Source organism: Flavipsychrobacter stenotrophus (assembly GCF_002954265.1).
GTDB lineage: Bacteria > Bacteroidota > Bacteroidia > Chitinophagales > Chitinophagaceae > Flavipsychrobacter > Flavipsychrobacter stenotrophus.
In genome coordinates, this window is sequence record NZ_PPSL01000002.1 from 343073 (window position 1) to 364728 (window position 21656).

The 21656-nt window shown below is 42.4% G+C and carries 21 protein-coding genes; 4 read left to right on the forward strand and 17 right to left on the reverse strand.

The window, feature by feature from the left end; translation table 11 throughout:
- Positions 1 to 40: 40 nt before the first annotated feature.
- A complete protein-coding gene (gene rpoN / locus CJD36_RS06540; RefSeq protein ID WP_105038333.1) occupies positions 41 to 1453 on the reverse strand; it encodes an RNA polymerase factor sigma-54 in 1413 nt (470 codons plus the stop codon).
- Positions 1454 to 1663: 210 nt separating this feature from the next.
- On the opposite strand from rpoN, the gene CJD36_RS06545 reads away from it, so the two are divergent.
- Positions 1664 to 3058, forward strand: coding sequence for an ATP-binding protein (locus CJD36_RS06545; protein WP_105038334.1), 1395 nt, complete (start codon positions 1664 to 1666; stop codon positions 3056 to 3058).
- Between the two features lie 94 nt (positions 3059 to 3152).
- On the opposite strand, the gene CJD36_RS06550 is transcribed toward CJD36_RS06545, so the two are convergent.
- The 6 genes from CJD36_RS06550 to atpB all read right to left on the reverse strand — a co-directional run bounded on the left by CJD36_RS06550 (position 3153) and on the right by atpB (position 8094).
- Positions 3153 to 3398, reverse strand: a complete 246-nt coding sequence (locus CJD36_RS06550; RefSeq protein WP_105038335.1) for a hypothetical protein — start codon at positions 3396 to 3398, stop codon at positions 3153 to 3155.
- Between the two features lie 244 nt (positions 3399 to 3642).
- Positions 3643 to 5223 (reverse strand): F0F1 ATP synthase subunit alpha, encoded by a 1581-nt coding sequence (atpA, locus tag CJD36_RS06555; RefSeq protein ID WP_105038336.1) that lies wholly within the window; start codon positions 5221 to 5223, stop codon positions 3643 to 3645.
- 87 nt (positions 5224 to 5310) lie between these two features.
- A complete protein-coding gene (gene atpH, locus CJD36_RS06560; protein ID WP_105038337.1) occupies positions 5311 to 5871 on the reverse strand; it encodes an ATP synthase F1 subunit delta in 561 nt (186 codons plus the stop codon).
- Between the two features lie 148 nt (positions 5872 to 6019).
- On the reverse strand, positions 6020 to 6514 hold the full coding sequence (gene atpF, locus CJD36_RS06565; protein WP_105038338.1) for a F0F1 ATP synthase subunit B: 495 nt from the start codon (positions 6512 to 6514) through the stop codon (positions 6020 to 6022).
- 136 nt (positions 6515 to 6650) lie between these two features.
- Positions 6651 to 6890, reverse strand: coding sequence for an ATP synthase F0 subunit C (gene atpE / locus CJD36_RS06570; RefSeq protein ID WP_240609313.1), 240 nt, complete (start codon positions 6888 to 6890; stop codon positions 6651 to 6653).
- A 40-nt stretch (positions 6891 to 6930) separates the two neighbouring features.
- A complete protein-coding gene (gene atpB / locus CJD36_RS06575; protein ID WP_105038340.1) occupies positions 6931 to 8094 on the reverse strand; it encodes a F0F1 ATP synthase subunit A in 1164 nt (387 codons plus the stop codon).
- Between the two features lie 284 nt (positions 8095 to 8378).
- On the opposite strand from atpB, the gene CJD36_RS06580 reads away from it, so the two are divergent.
- Entirely contained in the window at positions 8379 to 9032 is a 654-nt protein-coding gene (locus CJD36_RS06580) for a hypothetical protein (RefSeq protein WP_105038341.1), read from the forward strand.
- 88 nt (positions 9033 to 9120) lie between these two features.
- Here CJD36_RS06580 and rseP read toward each other — a convergent pair whose 3' ends face one another.
- From rseP to CJD36_RS22965, 7 genes are all read right to left on the reverse strand, one after another.
- Positions 9121 to 10497, reverse strand: coding sequence for an RIP metalloprotease RseP (rseP, locus tag CJD36_RS06585; protein ID WP_105038342.1), 1377 nt, complete (start codon positions 10495 to 10497; stop codon positions 9121 to 9123).
- Positions 10498 to 10515: 18 nt separating this feature from the next.
- Positions 10516 to 11685, reverse strand: coding sequence for a 1-deoxy-D-xylulose-5-phosphate reductoisomerase (locus tag CJD36_RS06590; protein ID WP_105038343.1), 1170 nt, complete (start codon positions 11683 to 11685; stop codon positions 10516 to 10518).
- Positions 11686 to 12472: 787 nt separating this feature from the next.
- Positions 12473 to 13381, reverse strand: a complete 909-nt coding sequence (gene gldA / locus CJD36_RS06600; protein WP_105038345.1) for a gliding motility-associated ABC transporter ATP-binding subunit GldA — start codon at positions 13379 to 13381, stop codon at positions 12473 to 12475.
- Positions 13382 to 13596: 215 nt separating this feature from the next.
- Positions 13597 to 14037: a DUF6252 family protein gene (locus CJD36_RS06605; protein ID WP_105038346.1), complete on the reverse strand. Its 441-nt coding sequence runs from the start codon at positions 14035 to 14037 to the stop codon at positions 13597 to 13599.
- Positions 14038 to 14049: 12 nt separating this feature from the next.
- Positions 14050 to 15459, reverse strand: a complete 1410-nt coding sequence (locus CJD36_RS06610) for a DUF5723 family protein (protein ID WP_133162526.1) — start codon at positions 15457 to 15459, stop codon at positions 14050 to 14052.
- A 297-nt stretch (positions 15460 to 15756) separates the two neighbouring features.
- Positions 15757 to 16800 carry an agmatinase family protein gene (locus tag CJD36_RS06615; protein WP_105038348.1) on the reverse strand — a complete coding sequence of 348 codons (1044 nt, stop codon included), beginning with the start codon at positions 16798 to 16800 and terminating at the stop codon, positions 15757 to 15759.
- A 135-nt stretch (positions 16801 to 16935) separates the two neighbouring features.
- The gene (locus tag CJD36_RS22965) at positions 16936 to 17151 is read right to left on the reverse strand and encodes a hypothetical protein (RefSeq protein WP_133162527.1); all 216 of its coding nucleotides are present in this window, start codon (positions 17149 to 17151) and stop codon (positions 16936 to 16938) included.
- Positions 17152 to 17203: 52 nt separating this feature from the next.
- On the opposite strand from CJD36_RS22965, the gene CJD36_RS06620 reads away from it, so the two are divergent.
- Together CJD36_RS06620 and CJD36_RS06625 are read left to right on the forward strand one after the other, a co-directional pair.
- On the forward strand, positions 17204 to 17695 hold the full coding sequence (locus CJD36_RS06620; protein WP_105038349.1) for a thioredoxin domain-containing protein: 492 nt from the start codon (positions 17204 to 17206) through the stop codon (positions 17693 to 17695).
- A gap of 90 nt (positions 17696 to 17785) precedes the next feature.
- Complete coding sequence (locus CJD36_RS06625) at positions 17786 to 18292, forward strand: GNAT family N-acetyltransferase (protein WP_161499229.1); 507 nt, start codon at positions 17786 to 17788, stop codon at positions 18290 to 18292.
- Here the strand turns inward: CJD36_RS06625 and CJD36_RS06630 are convergent.
- The 3 genes from CJD36_RS06630 to CJD36_RS06640 all read right to left on the reverse strand — a co-directional run bounded on the left by CJD36_RS06630 (position 18277) and on the right by CJD36_RS06640 (position 21606).
- Complete coding sequence (locus CJD36_RS06630; protein ID WP_105038351.1) at positions 18277 to 18978, reverse strand: dienelactone hydrolase family protein; 702 nt, start codon at positions 18976 to 18978, stop codon at positions 18277 to 18279. The two genes, CJD36_RS06625 and CJD36_RS06630, sit on opposite strands and share 16 nt — an antisense overlap.
- Positions 18979 to 19239: 261 nt before the next feature.
- A complete protein-coding gene (locus tag CJD36_RS06635; RefSeq protein WP_105038352.1) occupies positions 19240 to 19536 on the reverse strand; it encodes a hypothetical protein in 297 nt (98 codons plus the stop codon).
- 6 nt (positions 19537 to 19542) lie between these two features.
- A complete protein-coding gene (locus tag CJD36_RS06640; protein WP_161499230.1) occupies positions 19543 to 21606 on the reverse strand; it encodes a T9SS type B sorting domain-containing protein in 2064 nt (687 codons plus the stop codon).
- Positions 21607 to 21656 lie beyond the last annotated feature (50 nt).

Sequence of the window (21656 nt, forward strand, 5' to 3'; positions counted from 1 at the left end):
TAAATGTAATGAAAAAATTTGTCTTATTCTTATATGGATACTATGCCCATACTGCTCTTATCTGCGCAATAGGTATCTGCAACTGCTCTCTGTATTTGGCTATAGTACGCCTTGCAATATTATACCCACTTGCCGACAATATTGTAACTAATTGCTGATCTGTATATGGCTTCTTTTTATCCTCTTTACTTATAGCTTCTTCTATTACAGATCTGATCACCTTATTACTGATCACTTCTCCCTTTTGGTCTGCTATACCTTCGCTGAATAGCTTCTTCAGGTATATCAATCCAAAATGTGTTTCCGCATATTTGTTACTGGTGATGCGGGATATGGTAGAGATGTCCATATTCAGCATGTCTGCCAGGTTGCGCAGTACCATTGGCTTCAGGTACCGGATATCTCCCTCCTGAAAATATTCAGGCTGCAACGCTACAATTCCTTTCATTATGCGCAGCATGGTGTCCTCGCGTTGCTTCACTGCATTTACAAACCATTGCGCAGAGCTCAGTTTACTTTTTACATATTGGTTGGCACCTTTGTCTTTACTGGTTATCTGGCTGGCCAGTTCATCATGCAATGACTGGTTGACAAAAACAGATCCTGAACGGCTTGAATACAGATTCACCTGTATGTTACCACCGTAGTTGGTAATGATATAATCCGGTATAATGGTATTCTTAGGGTCAAAAGCAGATGTTTCTGTAACAGGATGAAACTTCAATCCGCTGATCAGGTTCAGAACAGTCCTCAACTCATCATCATCTATCTTCAGTGCATGATGTAGTTTTTCAAATTGACGGTGCATCAGGTCGTTATAATGGTGCTGCAGCAGGTTAATAGCACACTTCACATCAGGCCTTCTCACGTCCATTGCATGTAGCTGCAGCAGCAGGCACTCTTGTATACTGCATGAACCTATGCCTATAGGGTCAAGCGACTGCACTACCTTCAATGCCTTTCTTACTCTTTCGGGCTCTACTACCTTCTGAAAGTAGAATGACATGTCTTCAGCCACTTCATCTATCGGCCTGTCCATAAAACCCTCTCCGTTCAGTATATCTATTATATACTCGGCAGCTACACGGTCCTCGTCAGAAAGTGTCAACATCTGCAATTGCTGATGGGTTTCTTCCTTGAAAGTATTGACGTTAACTATTGGCGTGTTAGGCGCCACTTCCGAATCAAAATAATTCTGGTAATCAGATTTGTAATTGGGCGCATCATCATACATTACTTCCTCCCAATCCTGATAATCCTGCATTTCATCTTTAGACAACTTCGTATCTTCTTCATCTTTCTTCTCTGCAGTTTCAAGAAACGGATTTTCTTCCAGTTCATTCTTGATACGCTGTTCCAGTTCTAGGGAATTAAGAAAATACAGGTTAAGCAGTTGTATCTGCTGTGGCAGGATTTTAAAATTTTGTCTCTGGCTCTGGTTCTGGCTGATCATGGTCTTCTGACATTTAACTACCTTCCTTAAAGCAAGGTTAAAGCCACATTCTCCACAACATGAAATTAATTATGTACAACATCTATATCATTGGTTATCAAATACAATTGAATAACACAATATAATATCAATTCATTTTGCATTATTTCATATAAGACATCCCATATTTTCATGAGGAATTTGTTCCACAAACTGTAGATTTGAACACTGATGAAAAAGCGACTGATCATTATTGCGGGTGCTTTTAGCATTTCATTTCTTATAATGGGTGCATTATCACTGTTTTCTATCGAGCGACTAAACAAATACACTTACTTTTCACGACTTACAGATAAATCAGGATTTGTACTGGAAAAGATATTTGGTGCGGAAAAAAGCATTCGCGATATAGACCGCACAGAGCGCGGATATATGATCACCAAAGACACCATGTATGTAAGGTTTCTCTACAACTCCTTCGACAGTCTTAGAAATAATATCCGTGATCTTAAAGAGATTACCACAGACAATGCTGAATTACAGCGCACAATAACACTTATTAATGCCACCGCAAGCACCAGAATAGCCGCGGCTAAAGACAACGTAGCCTATGTGGATAGTAATAAAACATCTACGCTATCTAAATACTATTTCGATAGCAGACAATTGATGATCGATTGTTCTAAGCTACTTCGCAAAATTCATGACTCAGAGAACATACTTAAAGACAAGAGATTAAGAGAGGAGCAGCTATATGAAACCCTTACTACGCGTACTATAAAATGGCTGCTACTGTTATTCTGTCTCATTACCCTATTCCTGCTGATATTGCTTATAATAGAGTTGAAAAACAGGATGAAGTTCCAGGAGCAACTACAGGCGAAAGTAATTGACCTGAGGCGCTCACATGAAGAGCTACAGGAAATAGCGTTTGTGGCTGCACACGACCTGCAGGAACCACTTAGAAAAATACAGATCTTCAGCAACATGTTGCTGTATCAGAAAACTGATTTTATTGACGAGACCAACCGCGAGAACCTGCAGCGTATCAATAATTCGGCACTGCGCATGCAATCACTCATCACAGATCTGTCATCATTAACCAGCCTCACCAAGGTAGACGAGGTAAAGAAAGAAGTGGATCTCAACAGGATGCTGCAATTCATATTGCTCGATATTGATGAGAAAGTGGTCGACAAGGGAGCTACAGTAACCGTCAGCTACCTGCCGTTCATTAATGGGTTCGAGAACCAGCTGAAGATCCTCTTTAACGCCCTGCTGGATAATGCACTCAAATTTAGCCGTACCGACGCTAAACCGGCAATATCTATCACAAGTGATGTAACCAATGGTATGGAACTCTTCGATATCAACCCCAATCTGAAACAGCAAAAATTTAACCGTATTATTATTACAGATAATGGTATCGGTTTCGAAAAACAGTTTATTGCAAAAATGTTCCAGATCTTTCAGCGCCTCCACCAACAAGAGTCGGGCTATGATGGCAAGGGTATAGGACTGGCGCTATGCCTCCGCATTATGGCCAATCATGAGGGCTATATAGTTGCCGACGGCCACTCACAGCAAGGCGCCTGTTTTAAGCTGTTCTTCCCTATCGAATCTTAATAATCAACCGGCTATAAACCACTTGTTGTCTCCAACTGAATAAGACGTGTCCATCACTAGAAAGAGATTGTCAATTTTGAATAGAGAGAAATAATTATTTTTTAGGACGCTTTCTTAAAAGAAGAACGGTAAGCACTATAATAACTACAAACTCAACCGCAGCTATAGTTAAAAACTTATTGGCTTGGTGCTGAGCTATCGCTTCAAAATCTCTCATCGCGGTCAGTTCCGTTATCAATGAGTACTTATCTCTTGTGGTGTCGGCAAAATCGGGCAGATGAGAAGCTGAGGCTTGACACGATAGAAGTAACAGATACAAACTGATTTTCAGCTTTTTCATGATATTTGAATTTTATAGCACTCTAATCTATTACTTCTAAACGTATTTGTGCCCATGTTCTTCATTCTCTTTTTACAAATGCATCGGGGCACACACCCTCTCATTCCTTTAATCCTATAAATCCTGGTTCAGACAAGCACAATCCAGCCGGTTCTCTTTGAGATACAAGGGGTGAAGGCACCCAATAACGTAAAAGCCCCCGATGAACGGGGGCTTTACTTTTATCACTCAAACTATTTCAATATTACTTCTTGAACTGAGGAATCAGATCCTGAGCCAGTTTCACCATTTTAGCGATACCATCTTCAGGCAGGTTACCCTTCTTGAATTCCTTCAATACATCAGACAACTTCTGCTCCATCTGCTGTAAGAACATTTCTTCAAATGCTTTGATGTTCTTAACAGGAACTTCACGCAACAGGTTGTTAGTACCCAGGTAGATAATAGCTACCTGCTTTTCAACGCTGTACGGGTTGTACTGCAATTGCTTCAACAGTTCCACGTTACGGCTACCCTTGTCGATAACTGTCTTCGTAGCAGCATCCAGATCACCACCAAACTTAGAGAACGCTTCCATTTCACGGAAAAGAGCCTGGTCAAGTTTCAAAGTACCTGCTACCTTCTTCATCGCCTTGATCTGAGCGTTACCACCCACACGGCTTACAGAGATACCTACGTTGATCGCAGGACGGATACCGGAGTTGAACAAGTTATTCTCAAGGAATATCTGTCCGTCGGTGATAGAGATAACGTTAGTTGGTATGTAAGCAGATACGTCACCGGCCTGTGTTTCAATGATCGGCAATGCGGTCAGAGAACCACCACCTTTCACCATATGACGGATGCTTTCCGGAAGATCGTTCATTGTCTTCACGATCTCATTGTTGTTGATCACCTTAGCGGCACGCTCCAACAAACGACTATGAAGATAGAATACGTCACCAGGGTATGCTTCACGGCCCGGAGGACGACGGAGCAACAATGACACCTCACGGTAAGCCACAGCCTGCTTAGAAAGATCATCATAAACAACCAATGCCGGACGACCTGTATCACGGAAGAACTCACCTATAGCCGCACCGGAGAATGGAGCGTAGAACTGTAGTGGAGCCGGATCAGCGGCAGATGCACAGACAATGATAGTATACGCCATAGCACCTGCATCTTCCAATGTCTTCATAACACCGGCAACTGTAGATGCTTTCTGACCGATAGCAACATATATGCAATAAACAGGCTTGCCTGCTTCAAAAAATTCTTTCTGGTTGATGATCGCATCTATACAGATAGCGGTCTTACCGGTACCACGGTCACCGATAACCAACTCACGCTGGCCACGGCCGATAGGGATCATCGCATCGATAGCTTTGATACCAGTCTGCAATGGTTCCTTAACCGGCTCACGGAAGATAACACCCGGTGCTTTACGCTCCAATGGCATTTCATACAGATCACCTGTTATTGGTCCTTTACCATCAATTGGCTCACCAAGTGTGTTCACAACACGGCCTACCATTCCCTCTCCTACCTTGATAGAAGCGATCTTGTTAGTACGGCGTACCCTGTCACCCTCGCGGATAGACATGTAGTCACCCATCAATACCACACCCACGTTATCTTCTTCAAGATTCAGGGCGATAGCTTTAACACCATTGTCGAACTCAACAAGTTCACCCTGGCGTACGCTTGTAAGACCATACACACGGGCGATACCATCACCTATTTGTAGTACAGTACCTACTTCTTCCAGGCTTGCAGCTCCGTCAACATTGCTTAACTGCTGGCGCAATATCGCCGATATTTCATCCGGTTTAATGTCAACCATATTATTATAGATTCAAAAGTTAAATATTCTGTTTATTATTTCATTCTAATTGAGCCATTCAGCAATTAAGCCATTGCGCAATTATATTTACATCTTGCTGACGTAGCTGTTGTCAACTATGCTCGATTTAATGTCATTCAATTTCTTCTTCACACTCGCATCAAACAACTTACCCTCAATTTCCAATACAAAGCCACCGATCAGACTTGCATCGATCTTAGTCTTCATGTCAACAGTATCTGTAGGCATAAATCCTGCTATCTTAGCCAGCATTGCATTCTTCATCTTATCATCCATTGCAGTTGCTGTAGTCAGGTTAACTGTGCGGATGTTCTTCAATTTGTTATACTGCTCAATAAATACCGTTACTATCTCAGGCATATTGCTTTCGCGACCCTTAACACCCAACAAAGCAATAAATTTCTTCGTCAGCTCATGCAGACTGTCTTTTACAACCGCATTGATCACAGCAAGCTTCTTGTCGCCTCTGATAACCGGGCTACGTAGCATAACAGTAAACTCAGGGCTAACCCGGCAAACATTATCCAACAGCTGAATATCCTTCAGTGTGTCTTCAAGCTTGTTTGTTTCTATAGCCAGATCAAGCAATGATTTTGCATATCGTGAGGCAAGACGGGGATTCTGCATAGTTTAATTTGACAATTTGACAATTTGACAATTTGACAATTCGGCAATGGTATGATCCAAAACACCTTCGTCTTTTTAATCTTATTAAAACGTTTCCTTGCAACCCGATTAATTGGCTAATTGCCGAATTGTCGAATTGCCGAATTGACTAATTCAGTTTGATATCGTTAGCCAACATATTCATGTAAGCTTCCTGACCTTCGTTTGAATTCAACTGCTTGCGCAATATTTTCTCAGCAACTTCAAGAGCCAATGTACCAATTTCATTCTTCACTTCAGTCATAGCAGCGTTCTTCTGCTGGTTGATCTGTGCCTGAGCTTCAATGATGATCTTGTTCGCTTCGGTCTTAGCTATTTCCTTAGCCTCGCCAATGATACGATCTTTAATGTCTTTAGCTTCCTTAAGCATAGCAGTTCGCTCTTCGTGTGCTTGGGCCATCAGTTTTTCGTTCTCTGATTTCATCTGGCTCATTTCACCCTTCATTTTCTCTGCAGATGCTATTGCTTCTGTGATACCTTTTTCACGCTCGCTGAGGATACCAAGAATTGGTTTCCATGCAAATTTGCCAAGGATAAAGAATACAACAAGGAACGCTATGAGCGTCCAAAAGAATAAACCGAGTTCCGGGGTCAGCAAATCCATTTTATAATACTATTAAATTAGTTAAAAAGTAAATTGGTAAAAGGTATTATTATTTCTTTCTTTCAAAATCTTCAAAAGGTAAAAATAACCGCATCCGCTGCCCTCTGCGTTGGATGCGGTTAATTGTCTTTGGCTACTATACGAAGATAGCGAGGATGCCTGCGATTACCGCAAACAATGCCACACCCTCTACGAAGGCAGCAGTCAGGATCATGTTTGCACGGATGTCACCGGCAGCTTCTGGCTGACGAGCGATAGATTCTACCGCGCCTTTACCGATCTGACCGATACCAACACCTGCACCCAGGGCAGCAACTCCGGCGCCTATAGCACCACCAGCTTTTGCCATGTCGCCGGCTAACATAATTGTGTTCATTAAAACAGACATGTTATATGGATTTTGATTAAAAAAAAAACTACGCTATAATTTCTATTGCATCGTTATGCTCATGATCAACACCCTCTGCATGATGGGCTTCTTCGATCGCTGAACCAATGAATACTGCTGTAAGATTGGTAAATATGAAAGCCTGGATAGCTGCTACCAGCAACTCAAGCATAAACATAAATATAGCAAATGCTATAGATACCGGCACAAAGCCTATACCCGCGAACTTGCTCAACCCTGCAAATATAAAGATCATTGATATAACACAAAGTATTACGATGTGACCAGCCAGCATATTTGCAAAAAGACGTATTGTCAATGCCACCGGCTTGATGAACATAGAGATAATTTCAATCGGCACCAAAAGGAACTTGATACCCAATGGAACGCCCGGAGGATTCAGCAAGTGACCCCAGAAATGCTTGTTAGCCCTGATCATCATTACAAAGAAAGAGATTAGAGACAAACACAGTGTAACTGCAATATTACCTGTAAAGTTGGCACCACCCGGCAATAGACCCAAAAGGTTATTGATCCAGATAAAGAAGAATACAGTCAGCAACATTGGCATGTACTTGATGTACTTCTTTTTACCCAGGTTAGGTATAGCTACTTCGTCACGAATAAAAAGAATGGCAGTTTCGGTAGCATTCTGGAAACCTGATGGAGCCTTAGTTGCACCACCAGCCTTATACTTCTTAGCTACTGATAACATTATCCAAAGGATAAGTGCTACAGAGATCAACATTGACAAAACGTTCTTGGTAATAGACAGGTCATAAACTTTAGAACCATCTTCTGCAATTACCTTTTCCTTCATCATTTTCTCAATGTGGTAACCATTGTGCTCATTGCTTATCTGCACACCCGGCATAGCCGCATCGCGGTGCCACTCTTCAAAATGGTGCGATGAAAAGATATCCAGACCCTTTGTAGGAGAATAAAGGATCATTGGCAAGGGAATAGCAACCGGCTTTTCACCCAGTTCAAAAAAGTGCCATTCGTGTGAATCAGATACGTGACCGAATACCAGCTCAGTAAGGTTTATACCCTTCTTCTCCGGCGCATGCTCTTCTGTGGTAGCAGCAGTTGTGGTTGTAGTTTCTTCAGTTGTTTGTGCAAATGAAGGATTTACAAAGCCAAACGCTCCGAAAGCCACTATCAATAAGGAAAACAGACTTTTACAACTCATTACTGCCTTGAAATTTTGTGCAAATGTATAAGTTAATGTTCAAAAAACGAGCATTTTTCGCCCAAAAAATTCATTTATTTAATAAAAAAGTATGTTTTTGATACAAGCCGGCCTATAAAAAATGTATTACACCTATAATGCATTAGATCATTGGGTTCAAATCTTGTATTTGCGCACTACAGCTAACAGCATGTCTAAGTCTAGTCGTTCGGCAATACGGGCAACACCAATAGGTATAATTAACCCTTTTGTATAGATTTGCGACCAAATTATCAACTACACTTATGAAAAGAGCGCTTATACTCTTATCCACCTGCACGCTCGTGGCGTGCGGAACCGGCAGAATTAAGAATACAGAGCAGGTAAAACCTACAGAAGCCATTGTCTTCGGCAAACTATCTGTGCTTACAAACAAGCCTATCAGGAAAAAGTCACTTGAATTTCTATTTAACGAGACATTCTCGGGCAAATACCACATAAAACCCGATGACAGCGGCTACTTCTACATGAAATTACCCCTACAGAAGAACAATATGGTGAGGATCGGTTATAGCCAGAACACCAACCATATCATTAATATCGTGAAGGGGTATCTTTCCTCCACCCCCACTTCGCCCGATACCATATACTATGCCGGCGATATTACGCTAGATCTCCGCGGCATAAAACACACTACATCGGGCGCGGCCACAGGTGGCGCGGCGGGAGGTGCAGTGGGTGGCATTATTGGCGCTATAGCAGATAACAATAAGAAACCACAGAAACCAGCTGTTACTATAGTTGAAACTACTGCCACAGTAAATTTTTTCCGGGCTAAATTCCCGAAGAACAAAAGGCCTGTAACTACCCGGCTGGCAATTGCCAACCCATTGGCAACTCCCCCAACTAAGAAGAAAGATCACATAAGAACTGAAGATATAGATCGGAGCTTCGACTAGTCAATAAAAAGCGACGACAGCAGATGCTCAAAACAAAAACGGGTCACCACTTGTGGAGACCCGTTTTCTTTTAAGTGCTTTTTTTACTTTAGAACTTCACTCCAAATATTTTCAGAATATCAAGTCCATTTACATACACCATCAGCGCCAGTAAGATAACCAGCCCTACAGTAGTAGCCTTTTCCATCACCTTCTCACTTACCTGCTTGCCGGTTATCATCTCGAACAACAGGAAGATCACATAACCACCATCCAGACCCGGAATAGGCAACAGATTCATAAATGCCAATGCGATAGAAATAAAAGCTGTAAGGCTCAAAAATGCATGCCAGTCAAATTCATCAGGATACATTTTACCCATAGAATAAAAGCCACCCACACTTTGGTTGATCTTTACTTCGGGAGATACGAACAACTTAAACTGGATCATATACAACCTCAGCTTATCAAAAGCTTCCCTAAAGCCCTTGCCTACTGCTGCACCGGGGGTATAGGTCTCATGCACCATGTATTTATCTCTGGCACCCACCAGCATACCAAGCATAGAGTCCTTCGGACACATAGTATGTATGGTATCAATGCGGCCACCGCGAGAATACGCTACCGCCAACGGCTGACCTTCATGCTCACTTCTGTATTTAATAAAGTCTCCACCCCATTGCATAAGATCATTGTTCACAGATATAATACTATCCCCTTCCTTAAATCCTGCTTTTATGGCTATAGAGTTGGGCAGCACAGTATCTATAATTGCGTGTGCGCGCGGTGCAAGCAATGGCGTTCTGCGTTTGATCAATCTTGTAATAGTACCCTTCGGTATTGGCAATGTCACATCTTTACCATCACGCACCACTACCATAGTACCACCTGTATTGTGAAACAGCAATGCCATTACCACATTTTCAAGCCTGTCTATTGGTTGGCCATCAATTGATTTAGGAATATCACCATCACGGAATCCTATAAAGCGACCAGTACTATCTGTTGTAATACCAAATTCAGCTTTGGCTGTTGGCGTATATCTTTCGCCCCACACACCAAATATCACCATGTACAGAACAATAGCTATTATCACATTCACAATAATACCACCTAGCATGATGAGCATACGCTGCCAGGCCTTCTTAGAGCGGTATTCCCACGGTTCAGGCGGCTTTGCAAGCGCTTCCTTATCCATGCTCTCATCAACCATACCTGCTATCTTCACATAGCCACCCAGCGGGAACCAACCAATTCCATACTCAGTACCGCCCGATGTCTTCTTGAACAAAGAAAAATTCAACAGGCCTGAAAAAGGAAATAAAAAGTCGAAAAAGAGGTAAAACTTCTCAACGCGGGTCTTGAACAAACGGGCAAAAAAGAAATGGCCGAACTCGTGCAATACAATAAGGAATGACAGGCCCGCCAGTAGCTGTAATGCCTGTATAAGGCCGCCTGACATCAATAAAAGGGAATTTAATGGCATGATGCTTTTTCGTGTAGCTTAATAAATAGATAATTGACTTTTCTTAAGGAATTCGGTTACCTGTATGCGGGCTTCCTTGTCGGTTTCTACATACTCTTCAATGGTCGGGTGCTCTATGAATGTCATACAGTCAAGCGTCTTCTCAATCATCTCACTCATCTCCAGGAAACCTACTTTATTCTGCAGGAATGCATGTACCACTACTTCATTGGCAGCATTCAGCACACAAGGCGCGTTGCCACCTTTCTTCATAGCATCTATTGCCAGCGCCAGGTTGCGGAACGTCTTATAATCAGGCGCCTCAAACGACAGCTTCGGGAAGTCTTTAAAATCCAGCCTTTTGTAATCGTTGTGTATGCGCTCAGGGTAAGCTATAGCATACTGTATGGGCAGCTTCATATCCGGCAATCCCATCTGAGATTTTACCGAACCATCTGTAAACTGTACCATAGAGTGTATTACAGACTGCGGATGTATCACCACATCTATCTGGTCATTGTTCAATGCAAACAACCACTTAGCCTCTATTATTTCCAGGCCCTTGTTCATAAGGGTGGCACTGTCTATGGTTATTTTCGCACCCATCACCCAGTTAGGATGCTGCAATGCATGAGATGCCTTTACGTTAACAAGATAATTAGGCTTACGACCCAGAAACGGACCACCCGATGCTGTCAATATTACCTTCTCCACCTTGTTCAGGTCTTCACCTGCAAGGCACTGAAATATCGCCGAATGTTCACTATCAACCGGTATGATCACCGCACCTTTTTCCCTGGCACGCGCCATCACCAGTTCACCTGCCACTACCAGTGTTTCTTTATTAGCCAATGCTATACGCTTACCTGCATCAATAGCCGCGAGTATAGAGTGTAACCCTGCAAAGCCCAGCACAGCGCCAAGCACAGTATCAACAGTATCCCACTGGACCACTTCTGCCAATGCCTTATGACCTGTGAATACCTTTATAGGCAACATCATCAGGGCATCCTTTACTTCTTTGTATTTTGTTTCGTCGGTTACTACTACGGCATTAGGCTTAAACCTTCTTGCCTGCTCTATGAGTAATGTCGCATTGCTATGCGCACTGAGCACTTCCACTTCAAATAAGCCGGGGTGAGCCGCTACTACATCAAGTGCCTGTGTACCTATCGAACCGGTACTTCCTAATATGGCTAAACGCTTCATAATTGTATGCAATATTAACCGTTTTTACCCGTAAAGCCCATTTAGCGGTTTAAAATGTTGTGTGAAAGTGTGGGAGGAAATTCAAAATTCTGCACATTGCACATTATTGCCCGGTTATCTCAATGCAACCGATTTAACTATTTTTGAAAAGCAAGTAATGATGCCGAAGGTATCAGATGTCTATAGAAAAAATAAAAATCTTGACTTCGATGCCGAAGGTATCGGATGTATAATTAAGCGCATTCGTTAAAGAACATGTCATTGCGCCGTAGGTGGCAAAAGGTTTGTAGCACATAATCCCCTCCCCTACACACGCGAGCCGTAGGTTCGCGCCCAATTGTAACTGCAACATATTTTTATTTATGGTAAATTTGAGCAAATCAACACCTACGCAGGAGAAATTAGAAGAACAGGATTTTATAGAAAAAGTTGAAGTTGGTCTAAAAGAAATTGAATAAGGGAAGACGCTACCGCTTGACGATGTTAGTAAAATAATTGAAAGTTCGATAAGCCCAAATTCAATTTAACACGACCTAATCACGACAACAATCCTACTCTTTTCGGCAAACCAATATCGAAATAAGATTTTGTGCAATAGATGATGGGACAGAAAAAGCACCCACCTCAGTTGTAGAAGAACTTTAAAAAGGAGTGGGTTGTAAATACGATGCAACTGTCGCACCAATCCAAGTAAGTAACCCCCATTAAAACAAAATGCCCAATCAACGATCAGGCATTCTCTATACACACTTTTAGGTTTTCACTTTTGAATTTTGACTTAAAATAACTACTTCGTCAACTTCCTGAACACATCTTCCAAACTATTCACCTCAGCCTGCATAGACGTTATGTTCACATGCTGATCTAATGCCCACTGCATCAGCTCACGAGGCAATTCTTCTGCACTCTTACTTACCAGCTTCCATTTGTTATCGCCCACACTCTCTGCGGATGCTACGTTCTTTAGTTGCTTCAACAGTTTAGCGTCAACGGCTTTGTCAAATGATACCATCATCACATCCTGTTGCGCACCGGCTTCACGCAGATTTTCAATTGAATCATCAGCCACTATCTGGCCATTGTTGATGATGATCACCCTGCTGCACATAGCCTGCACCTCCTGCATAATGTGTGTAGACAGCAGCACGGTCTTTTCAGCACCTATTTTGCGTATCAGGTCACGTATTTCCAGTATCTGGTTAGGGTCGAGTCCGGTCGTTGGTTCATCTAATATCAGTACCTCCGGATCGTGCAGCATTGCCTGTGCCAGGCCTACACGCTGTTTATAGCCTTTAGAGAGTGCACCTATCTTCTTATGCGCTTCCTTGCTCAGTCCGGTCATCTCTATCATTTCCTCTATGCGTTGCTTCGCACCCTTGCCCAGCTTATGTATGCCGGCTGTGAACTCCAGGTATTCGCGCACGTACATATCATAGTACAGTGGATTAGCTTCAGGCAGGTAGCCTACCCTGCTACGCACTTCCATAGGCTTTTCAGCTACATCAAAACCACATACCTCAGCCTTTCCGCCCGATGCAGGCAGATAACCGGTAATGATCTTCATTGTAGTTGACTTACCCGCACCATTCGGCCCAAGAAATCCCACGATCTCTCCTTTCTTCAGTTCAAAAGAAATATTATCTACTGCTTTCTGTGTATCGTATAATTTACTGAGGGAAGAGACCTTTATAGACATAGGGCAAATTTAAAGTAAAATGTAAAAATTAGAAACCTTCTGAAATGTTATTGTTTATCAGTGGAAGATGCCGATTTGCATTTTTGTCCGCCCGCTGTCGGTCTCTGACCGACGGCACATCGGGCCGGCTCTCTTTGAGTACGTAAACACATCTCCCTCTCCACTGTCTGCCGACAGGAAGGTTTGGAGAGGGCCGGGGTGAGGCTATCTTTAACCTAATTCAAATACATATTCACATCAAATGCCCCGGCGGTCACCTGCACAGTACCTGCCAGAAACTGGAAAGTACCCTTTATGCCATTGCGATTAGTGCCATTAGTGGTATTGGACGTAATAACTATCTGTCCCGATGTGGCAACGTGAGTTTCACCATCACGGCTGATATAGCTCGCAGTATTACCTGAATCAGAAACAACATAAGTACCCGCACCTGTGTAATTACCAATATCCAGCTTCATGTGTGTATTGGCAGAGTCAGCTGTAATGGTAATATGCACGCCTGTTGACTTGTCAAACTTAACCGCCGAATTGCCGGACACCCATGGCCTGTTATCTATTACAGCCGTCATTTGTGCCGGCACAGAAGAACTCTTCTTTTTGCAAGAGCCCAGCACAACAACAGTTACAGTAAGTATAAAGAATAAAATACGTTTCATATAAAATAATATTTACATCATCATGGCATCTCTTTCCTTTTGGCGCTTAGCCTTTATACGCAGGCTTGACCCAAGGAAGAGGTTGAGATTATTAATACTGTTAGACGCTGTCATCTGGAATAATGATCCTGATCCAATATAAACAGGACCGGCAAACAAGATCACACCAAGATACCCTTGCTTCTGAATATTGAACGAGAACGGAACAGACACTGCGAATTTACCCCTTATATACCGTGGCGTAACGGTTACTGTAGAGATGTAGTGGTTAGACAACTCGTTGGCATCTACCTTACGCAGGTTGATCAGCACATTGGCATTCACCCAGAAACGCTCTTCTATTTTAAAGTCGCCATTCAGGTGCAAGGCAGTTGGCAATCCAAACTTCACCTTCTTTGTACTGCTCGTAGGCTTGGCAATAGTATCAACCAGGTAGTCATTGAAAATGCGCGTACCAAATGAAATATCGCTGTTGTTCTGTATGTTCTTGAAATCAATATTTTTATTGTCCACAGCATACTTGCCCGATACCGATGAGGCAGTGTAAGAATTATGACCTATGTCGGTGATCGATATCGCCAGGCGGGAGATATAACCCTTTCTCCTGAACAACGTTTCATTAGGATTCATGTAATACACCAACCCAAGATCTGCACCCACACTCATATTATTAGCAGGGTTGCGCAGCGCATTGAAAGGATTGGTAGAAATAGCCCATTTATTGGCATATGGCGTCATAGCGACATTCACGTCGCCAGTAGCATTGTGAGCAAGGCCATCATTATTGTAAGTTTTGAATGATGCATTGCCAACTCCCAGCCCTGCTGCACCTATACCATTCAGTATTTTCAAACTCGCACCTGCTACCAATGTATGATCTTCACTCTGGAAGATGAAACCCGCATAAGTAAGATTCAGCTCACTGTATATCTGCGATGTCATCGCAAAATTCTTCACCTTGAACGAATCTACCAGGTTAGTGTCACGGGTGGCATTAACACCCATCATCCTAAACACATTATCGTCAAGGTTGTCTAGGTTCATCAGGTAGCGCATACCTGTAGTAACGGCAATAAAGTACTTTTTCTTTACCAGGAAAGAAGCACCCGGACCTATCACTTCCATATTAGCCCACATGGTCTTACTATGCCTGTCATAACTACGGTAGTAGTCTTTATCCATAGTAGCCTGGCCTGTAGTAAAAGAATTATAGATCTTCTTTTTGAACATGAGCGCATTGCCGCCTATCTCACCTCCAACAGTAAGGAAATTGATCTGCGCACGATCTTCATGCACGGCAAACGCCGGGTTATCCCTTATCTGGGTAACACAGTTTACGTCTCCGTTAAGTCCTAGAAATGTTTGCGCTGTACTTGTGAAGTACATACACAGACAAATAAGAGATAATATTAATCGGCTCATGATGAGGTAAATATATGAAAAAATAGCTTTGCAAAGAAAGGATCAAGCCTGCCCGAGGCTAAAGTGAACCAATTTGCATATTTCTAATAAACACTACAACTGCGGCAATACAACAGATTTAACCATTCGAGCAAGCCCTGAAAGGGCGAAATAAACAGCGAGGGGTTTCAACCCCTCGACCATACAACAAAAAACACAAGCCCTGAAGGGGCGGCATACCTGTGTAAGCAACTGACAATAAATACTATTGGTATTCACAGACACATTTTGTGTTTTCATTTTGCCCGTTGGACTTTACTACCCTACCATGTAGTTGCACAACTTGAACAATACCCTTGCGCCAACAATAGCGTCAATTCCATCCCCATGTGTAAACCCATTAGATACTTCATTCAGGTCAAACCCAATGATCTCCTTACCCGACTGATGCAGCATTTTAAATAAATAGAATATCTGCTCTGTTTCAAAGCCACCCGGCACAGGCGTACCGGTATTAGGGCATAACTTAGGGTCAAGGCCATCAATATCAAAACTGATGTATACTTTCTGCGGCAGCGAATCTATGATCTGGGTACAAATCTGTTTCCAGGTTGCACCTTCATACTGCTGCTCCTTTATGTCTTTGTCAAAAAATGTTCTTATCCTGCCATTACTCTGCTCTATCATCTCCAGTTCCTCATTGCAATAGTCGCGTATACCCACCTGTACCAGCTTCTTCACTTGTGGCACTTCCTTCAGCGTGTTGTACATGATTGAGGCATGTGAGTACGTAAACCCTTCATAGGCTATGCGCAAGTCGGCATGTGCATCTATCTGCAGAATACCGAAATCGCTGTGTACATCACCCAAGGCTTTGATAAAACCAAGCGGCGTACTGTGGTCGCCGCCTATAAGTCCTACTTTCTTACCACGTTTCAGCAGGTTACTGGTCATTTCATATACCCAGTCACGCAGTATTTCGCCGTTATTATTGATCTCAGTGAGTTTATGAGACAATTGTTCATTATCGGCAACATCTCCACCTTCTACCATATGAGACAGTATCAACTCTGCACACTGGCGCAGGTAATCACTCTTTTTACGAATGTTCTTGTCTACCGGCATCATATAAAAACCCTTCTTCCACCCGTCTTTAACATCAGGGTCGAAAAGATCTACCTGCATCGCCGCTTCAAAAATATGGTCGGGGCCCTGTGCCGTTCCTACACGGTAAGAAACGGTCACTTCCCAGGGCACAGGAAGCAATACCAGTTGGGCCTGCTCTTCAGTGAATGGCAAGCCAAATATGTTGTTCGATTTAAGTCCTACGGAGTTAGGGTCAAAATTTGTCAGATCCTGCATGGGTGCAAAGATAATATGGTATTGTATGACGAAACAATTACTGTAAAAAAATAACGGATCTTTTAAGAATAGCAGTACTACAAGATACGCCTGATGGGTTTATCTCTTCAATTTAGGCAGCCATAAAAAATACTATTAATAAATGGTGCAGTTCCATCTTTCACCAACTACAGTGGTATCGTACGACTCGCATTCTGTCGTCGCATCGTCTTTGGTCATAGAGCCAAGATCTCTTATCAGCTTGATCTCGTTGTTATACGCACACTGGCAATGGTAATTCTTTTTACATGAAGAAAAACCTAAAATACCTAAAGCTGCAATGACTAATGTGTAGCGAATATCCCTTTTCATTTACGGCGGTTAATGACAGTTTAAACTAATTATTTTCTTATAACTTTGAAATATGAAGCGTTTATTTTTCCTCATATTCCTCTTTATAGTTCCATCAAAAATAAGTTTTTCACAGGAAGTAAAAAAGCCTATCGACAATAAATATCTGTTCAATCCTTATGCCGATGCACAAAAGGCTCTTAATGACGCTCTTATGGCTGCGCAAAAAGCACACAGGCACGTCCTTGTGGTAGTCGGCGGCGACTGGAGTTTTTGGTCAAGAAAAATGTACGGACACCTAACCCGCAATCATCAATACTATAATAACTATGAACTTGTTTTCATCAACTTCAGCCCTGTCAATAAAAATGAAACGATACTTAACCAATTACATGTACCCAAAGATCAGGGTTACCCCATACTCATTGTATTAGACGAAAATGGGAACCCTTTACTGACAACAGATACCGACGACTTAAAACTCAATCCCCGGGCATATGACGATGATCTGTTAGCTACATTTACCGAAAAATGGTTGACCTATAAATCAAATGATAAGAAGTAACCATGATCCAAGCCCATAAGGGCAAATTCACTACCCTGCTTAATGATTCGGGTGGAACACTTTTTTGTTTTGACTTTTAACTTGATGCTGATGCTTCACATAAAAAACGCTGCTCCAAAAGACATAGATCTCATTCGTGAACTCACCATGCAGGTTTGGCCGCAAACATATACACCCATACTAGGCCCTGTGCAGGTACAGTATATGCTCAATAAGTTCTATCACCCCGAGGTGCTCGCACAGCAGATGCAGGATGGACAAAATTTTATTGTTTGCTATTCAGACGATATTCCGGCTGCATTTGCAGCATTTGAAGAGATAGAACAAGGCCTGTTCAAACTGCATAAAATATACATACTACCGGGCCACCAGGGCAAGGGGGTAGGAAAATATCTCGTGGATCATATTGCGGCTGTAATCTCCGGTAATGGCACTACACAGCTAAGGCTGAACGTAAACCGCTATAATAAATCTGCAATAGGCTTTTATGAAAAGATCGGCTTCAAGAATATTGGCGATGAGGATATCGATATTGGTGGTGGCTATTTTATGAATGACCACATATTGCAGTTAGCAGTGCCTTACGCCGATAAATGATGTTTCAAAAACTCCTTTATTACCCCCCATGCCTGCTTTGATGCCCCTGCATCATAAGAAGGGTGACCATCGAAAAAGAAACCATGACCCGCATGTGCAAATTCCAGGTTCACAAAGTCCCGGTTAGCACTCCTCATTGCATCTATTACAGCTCCCGACTGTGTTGCCGGAATATACTCGTCTCTTCCGGCCCACACAAGCAATTGAGCACCTCGCAATTTTGAAACTCGGTCCAACTCTTTATCCAACTGGCCACCGTATACGCTTACACTTGCGCCCAACTTTACAATGCTGTTGGCAATAAACGACAATCTGCCCCCTATCGAAAACCCAAGCGTCCCTATATTATTTTCATTTACATTTTCCTGAGAACTCAACCACTTTAAAGTGGCCTGCATATCATCAACTATCTGCTCATGGCGGGTTGCCGTTACATGTGGCATAGCTATTGAATGTTGGTAATACCTCGCTTCAAATCCCGCTGGTGCCGTTCTGTGAAAAAGTTCAGGCACTACCGCCACAATGCCTTCCCGGCCCAGCTTATCAGCTACCCCTCTCATATCTGCATTCACTCCAAAAGCATCATGAAATATGATAACGGCAGGAAAAGGGCCGCCCCCATGAGGAACTGCCACATAAGCATTCATTACTGAATCTTTTACGGTAAGCGAAATGGTGCGGGACACAGCTTTTTTTTGTGAAAATACTCAAAACCCAACACAATATCAATACAATACCCATGAATTTTAAATCAATAACAAATGCCTCATATAGGCATTGATTGAATTATCAGATTGCAGAAAATGTCAGAAATTCAGTAGATACACTTTCTTGAGATTCAGTGCAAACCCATGTCATTAAGTAAATGACTACAATGCAAGAAAATACCTGGAAGAGATCCAAACTCTGGTTAACATCGCCACGAGCTAAATGGATGAACTTTAGTTTTAATTAAGAAAAATGCCCGGCAGGCTGCTAGGCAGTGTGTTATGAAACAACAACGGGGTGCAGGTTACGTCAACAAAAAAAGGATACAAAGGAAACGCAATCACCTGCTCCATTGCCACCTGTTCATCTTCCGCATTGATCACACACCATATCATGTCCCTGTTCAGCGACACACTATATGACAGCAGCTTACCTTCAGAAAATAATTTATTCACATTGTGCCTGTGTTCAGGTACAACAGCCATCATCTCTGTGGTAAACACAGGTAATTCGATCTGGAAAAAATAAGCAGCCATCAGCTATTAACGTAATAAACTTACGTTTCCTTTCTTCTTTATTGGCTTTCCACTCACACAGAATCCATCAGCTTCCCATACATACACACCGGTTGGGCATGGTGTGCCATTGTACGTACCATCCCACATTTGCGTAGGCGTGCTGGTCTGGAATACCATTACACCCCAACGGTCAAATACCCGGAAGTAGTTAAGCTGAGACAATCCCTGATTAATAACACCAAACCTGTTCACCAGTGAGCTGGTGCTTGCAGGCGCAAATGCATTTGGCAGGTAGAAGTCGCCACAATTAGAATGAAGCGTCACTGTATCTCTTGCCTGGCAAGTCAGTCCCGATGAATGTTCTGTAACCTCGATCACATAAGTGAAATCAGATGGTGGATTAACTGTAGGGAATGGCACTGTTGTATCCTCTATATATTGGAAAGGAGTCCAGTGATAAGTTACAGCACCTTCCAGTGTCATATCCGGGCCGCCAAGTATGCTTGTAGCGCCATCAAGTATAGTACGGTCAGGTCCCGCATCTGCAGTTACCTTAACAACATTTACATGAATGAATGTATCTACAATGCAACCATCAGGGTAGAATATCTCTACATTATAGTTCATCGTATAGTCAGGCCATGCTTTCACTGTATCATCACCATCATACGCAGTATCTATATGGTAGATAGGCGACCATGCAAACGAATCAGCGAAATTAGATATCACGTAAAGCTTTATAGAATCCCCTTTACAGATGGTAGGGTTAATGTTAATGAATATATTAGGTATAGGCAATACCACTATCGATTTACACTCTACTGCCATATTTGGCTTACCCTGGTTGATCACATAATAGATATTATATGTGCCTGGTGCATTGTAATAATAAACAGGAGGAGTAACTTCTGTAAAAGAAGGTATAGAAGCATTGGTACACTGGGTAATGGTAACCTTTGTCAATGAGCTATCCGCTACATTGGTAATGAAAGCATACAGGTCATCTTTGTCGCGCAGTATCGTAGAAATAGATGATGGGAAGTTCATACCACCAACCACACTATAGTCTACAGCAGTGTATGGTCCTACCGCAGTAGCCATCTGTATAGATACCAGCTGGCTTGTAGTACTGTCGGTTATATAGGCATAGATGCTACCACAATCTCTTGTAAGGCTAATAGACGATGGAATAGTTACGCGGAACAGGAAGTCACCGAGATTACTACCGGTCATTGCTGTCGTATTCAATACCGGGCCTACGTTTATACGGGCAATGGTACTGTTTCCTCTGTTAGCAACAAAGAAATAGTATTGGCCATTATCAAGTATAGCAGCCATATCAGTAGGGTCATTCAGCACTCCGCCGGGGTTGCCTATTGTTACTACAGCTGGTGTATTAGATATGTTCGTACCAAAATCCATTCGTACCAGGAAGTTATTGAACCTGTTTACTACATAGCCATACCATTTAAGATCAGCATCCTGCGCTACAAATATTCCTTTAGGGCCAACAAATTCATTCACTGCCGGTGTAAGCGGATCATCAAGGTTACCAAAATTCGCAATATTAGGTGTAGGGTTACCCAACGTTGGTCCGAAATCAATACGACCTACAGCCGATTCTGCTTTTGTATATCCACCTGTTACAAATACAAACCAGTTCTCTGCCAATGTATCATAAGCAATGAACATAGAAGTAGGATGGTGAGGCAAACCATTAGTAAGATTACCAAAATTGGTAACAGTAGGCACATTATTTAAGCTGGTTCCATAGTTAAGACGCAAAAATTCATCGGTACTTGCATTAAGCACAAAGCCGTAATACTGTCCGTTCCTGTCTTGCTGTATCTCAATATTAGAGGGCTGGTGAAAGCCGAAACCATTGCCCATGTTCACGCCGGAAGGCGCGCTGGTTATGGCTCCTGAGCAAAAACCCCAGTAGTATGAAGCAGCATCAAATATGGTGCTGTTCAGGTGTACCGGCTGCCTTACACACACAGTGTCGGGTGCAGTAAACAAGGTCTGCGCTTTTAAAGCTTGCAGTTGCGATAATATTGATAAAACTACTAGTAGCAGATATTTTCTCATAATCCAGAAAAAGAAATTCCGTAATAAACGGCTAATATAACAATAACTAC

Bases quoted from the DNA above. Each gene is read 5' to 3' on its own strand.
- atpH (WP_105038337.1), bottom strand. From the start codon at position 5,871: ATGCAGAATCCCCGTCTTGCCTCACGATATGCAAAATCATTGCTTGAT.
- atpE (WP_240609313.1), bottom strand. From the start codon at position 6,890: ATGAACACAATTATGTTAGCCGGCGACATGGCAAAAGCTGGTGGTGCT.
- CJD36_RS06605 (WP_105038346.1), bottom strand. From the start codon at position 14,037: ATGAAACGTATTTTATTCTTTATACTTACTGTAACTGTTGTTGTGCTG.
- atpF (WP_105038338.1), bottom strand. From the start codon at position 6,514: ATGGATTTGCTGACCCCGGAACTCGGTTTATTCTTTTGGACGCTCATA.
- atpB (WP_105038340.1), bottom strand. From the start codon at position 8,094: ATGAGTTGTAAAAGTCTGTTTTCCTTATTGATAGTGGCTTTCGGAGCG.
- CJD36_RS06625 (WP_161499229.1), top strand. From the start codon at position 17,786: ATGCTTCACATAAAAAACGCTGCTCCAAAAGACATAGATCTCATTCGT.
- CJD36_RS06620 (WP_105038349.1), top strand. From the start codon at position 17,204: ATGAAGCGTTTATTTTTCCTCATATTCCTCTTTATAGTTCCATCAAAA.
- gldA (WP_105038345.1), bottom strand. From the start codon at position 13,381: ATGTCTATAAAGGTCTCTTCCCTCAGTAAATTATACGATACACAGAAA.
- CJD36_RS06550 (WP_105038335.1), bottom strand. From the start codon at position 3,398: ATGAAAAAGCTGAAAATCAGTTTGTATCTGTTACTTCTATCGTGTCAA.
- atpA (WP_105038336.1), bottom strand. From the start codon at position 5,223: ATGGTTGACATTAAACCGGATGAAATATCGGCGATATTGCGCCAGCAG.
- CJD36_RS06580 (WP_105038341.1), top strand. From the start codon at position 8,379: ATGAAAAGAGCGCTTATACTCTTATCCACCTGCACGCTCGTGGCGTGC.
- CJD36_RS06635 (WP_105038352.1), bottom strand. From the start codon at position 19,536: ATGGCTGCTTATTTTTTCCAGATCGAATTACCTGTGTTTACCACAGAG.
- rpoN (WP_105038333.1), bottom strand. From the start codon at position 1,453: ATGATCAGCCAGAACCAGAGCCAGAGACAAAATTTTAAAATCCTGCCA.
- CJD36_RS06590 (WP_105038343.1), bottom strand. From the start codon at position 11,685: ATGAAGCGTTTAGCCATATTAGGAAGTACCGGTTCGATAGGTACACAG.
- CJD36_RS06610 (WP_133162526.1), bottom strand. From the start codon at position 15,459: ATGAGCCGATTAATATTATCTCTTATTTGTCTGTGTATGTACTTCACA.
- CJD36_RS06615 (WP_105038348.1), bottom strand. From the start codon at position 16,800: ATGCAGGATCTGACAAATTTTGACCCTAACTCCGTAGGACTTAAATCG.
- CJD36_RS06640 (WP_161499230.1), bottom strand. From the start codon at position 21,606: ATGAGAAAATATCTGCTACTAGTAGTTTTATCAATATTATCGCAACTG.
- rseP (WP_105038342.1), bottom strand. From the start codon at position 10,497: ATGCCATTAAATTCCCTTTTATTGATGTCAGGCGGCCTTATACAGGCA.
- CJD36_RS22965 (WP_133162527.1), bottom strand. From the start codon at position 17,151: ATGAAAAGGGATATTCGCTACACATTAGTCATTGCAGCTTTAGGTATT.
- CJD36_RS06545 (WP_105038334.1), top strand. From the start codon at position 1,664: ATGAAAAAGCGACTGATCATTATTGCGGGTGCTTTTAGCATTTCATTT.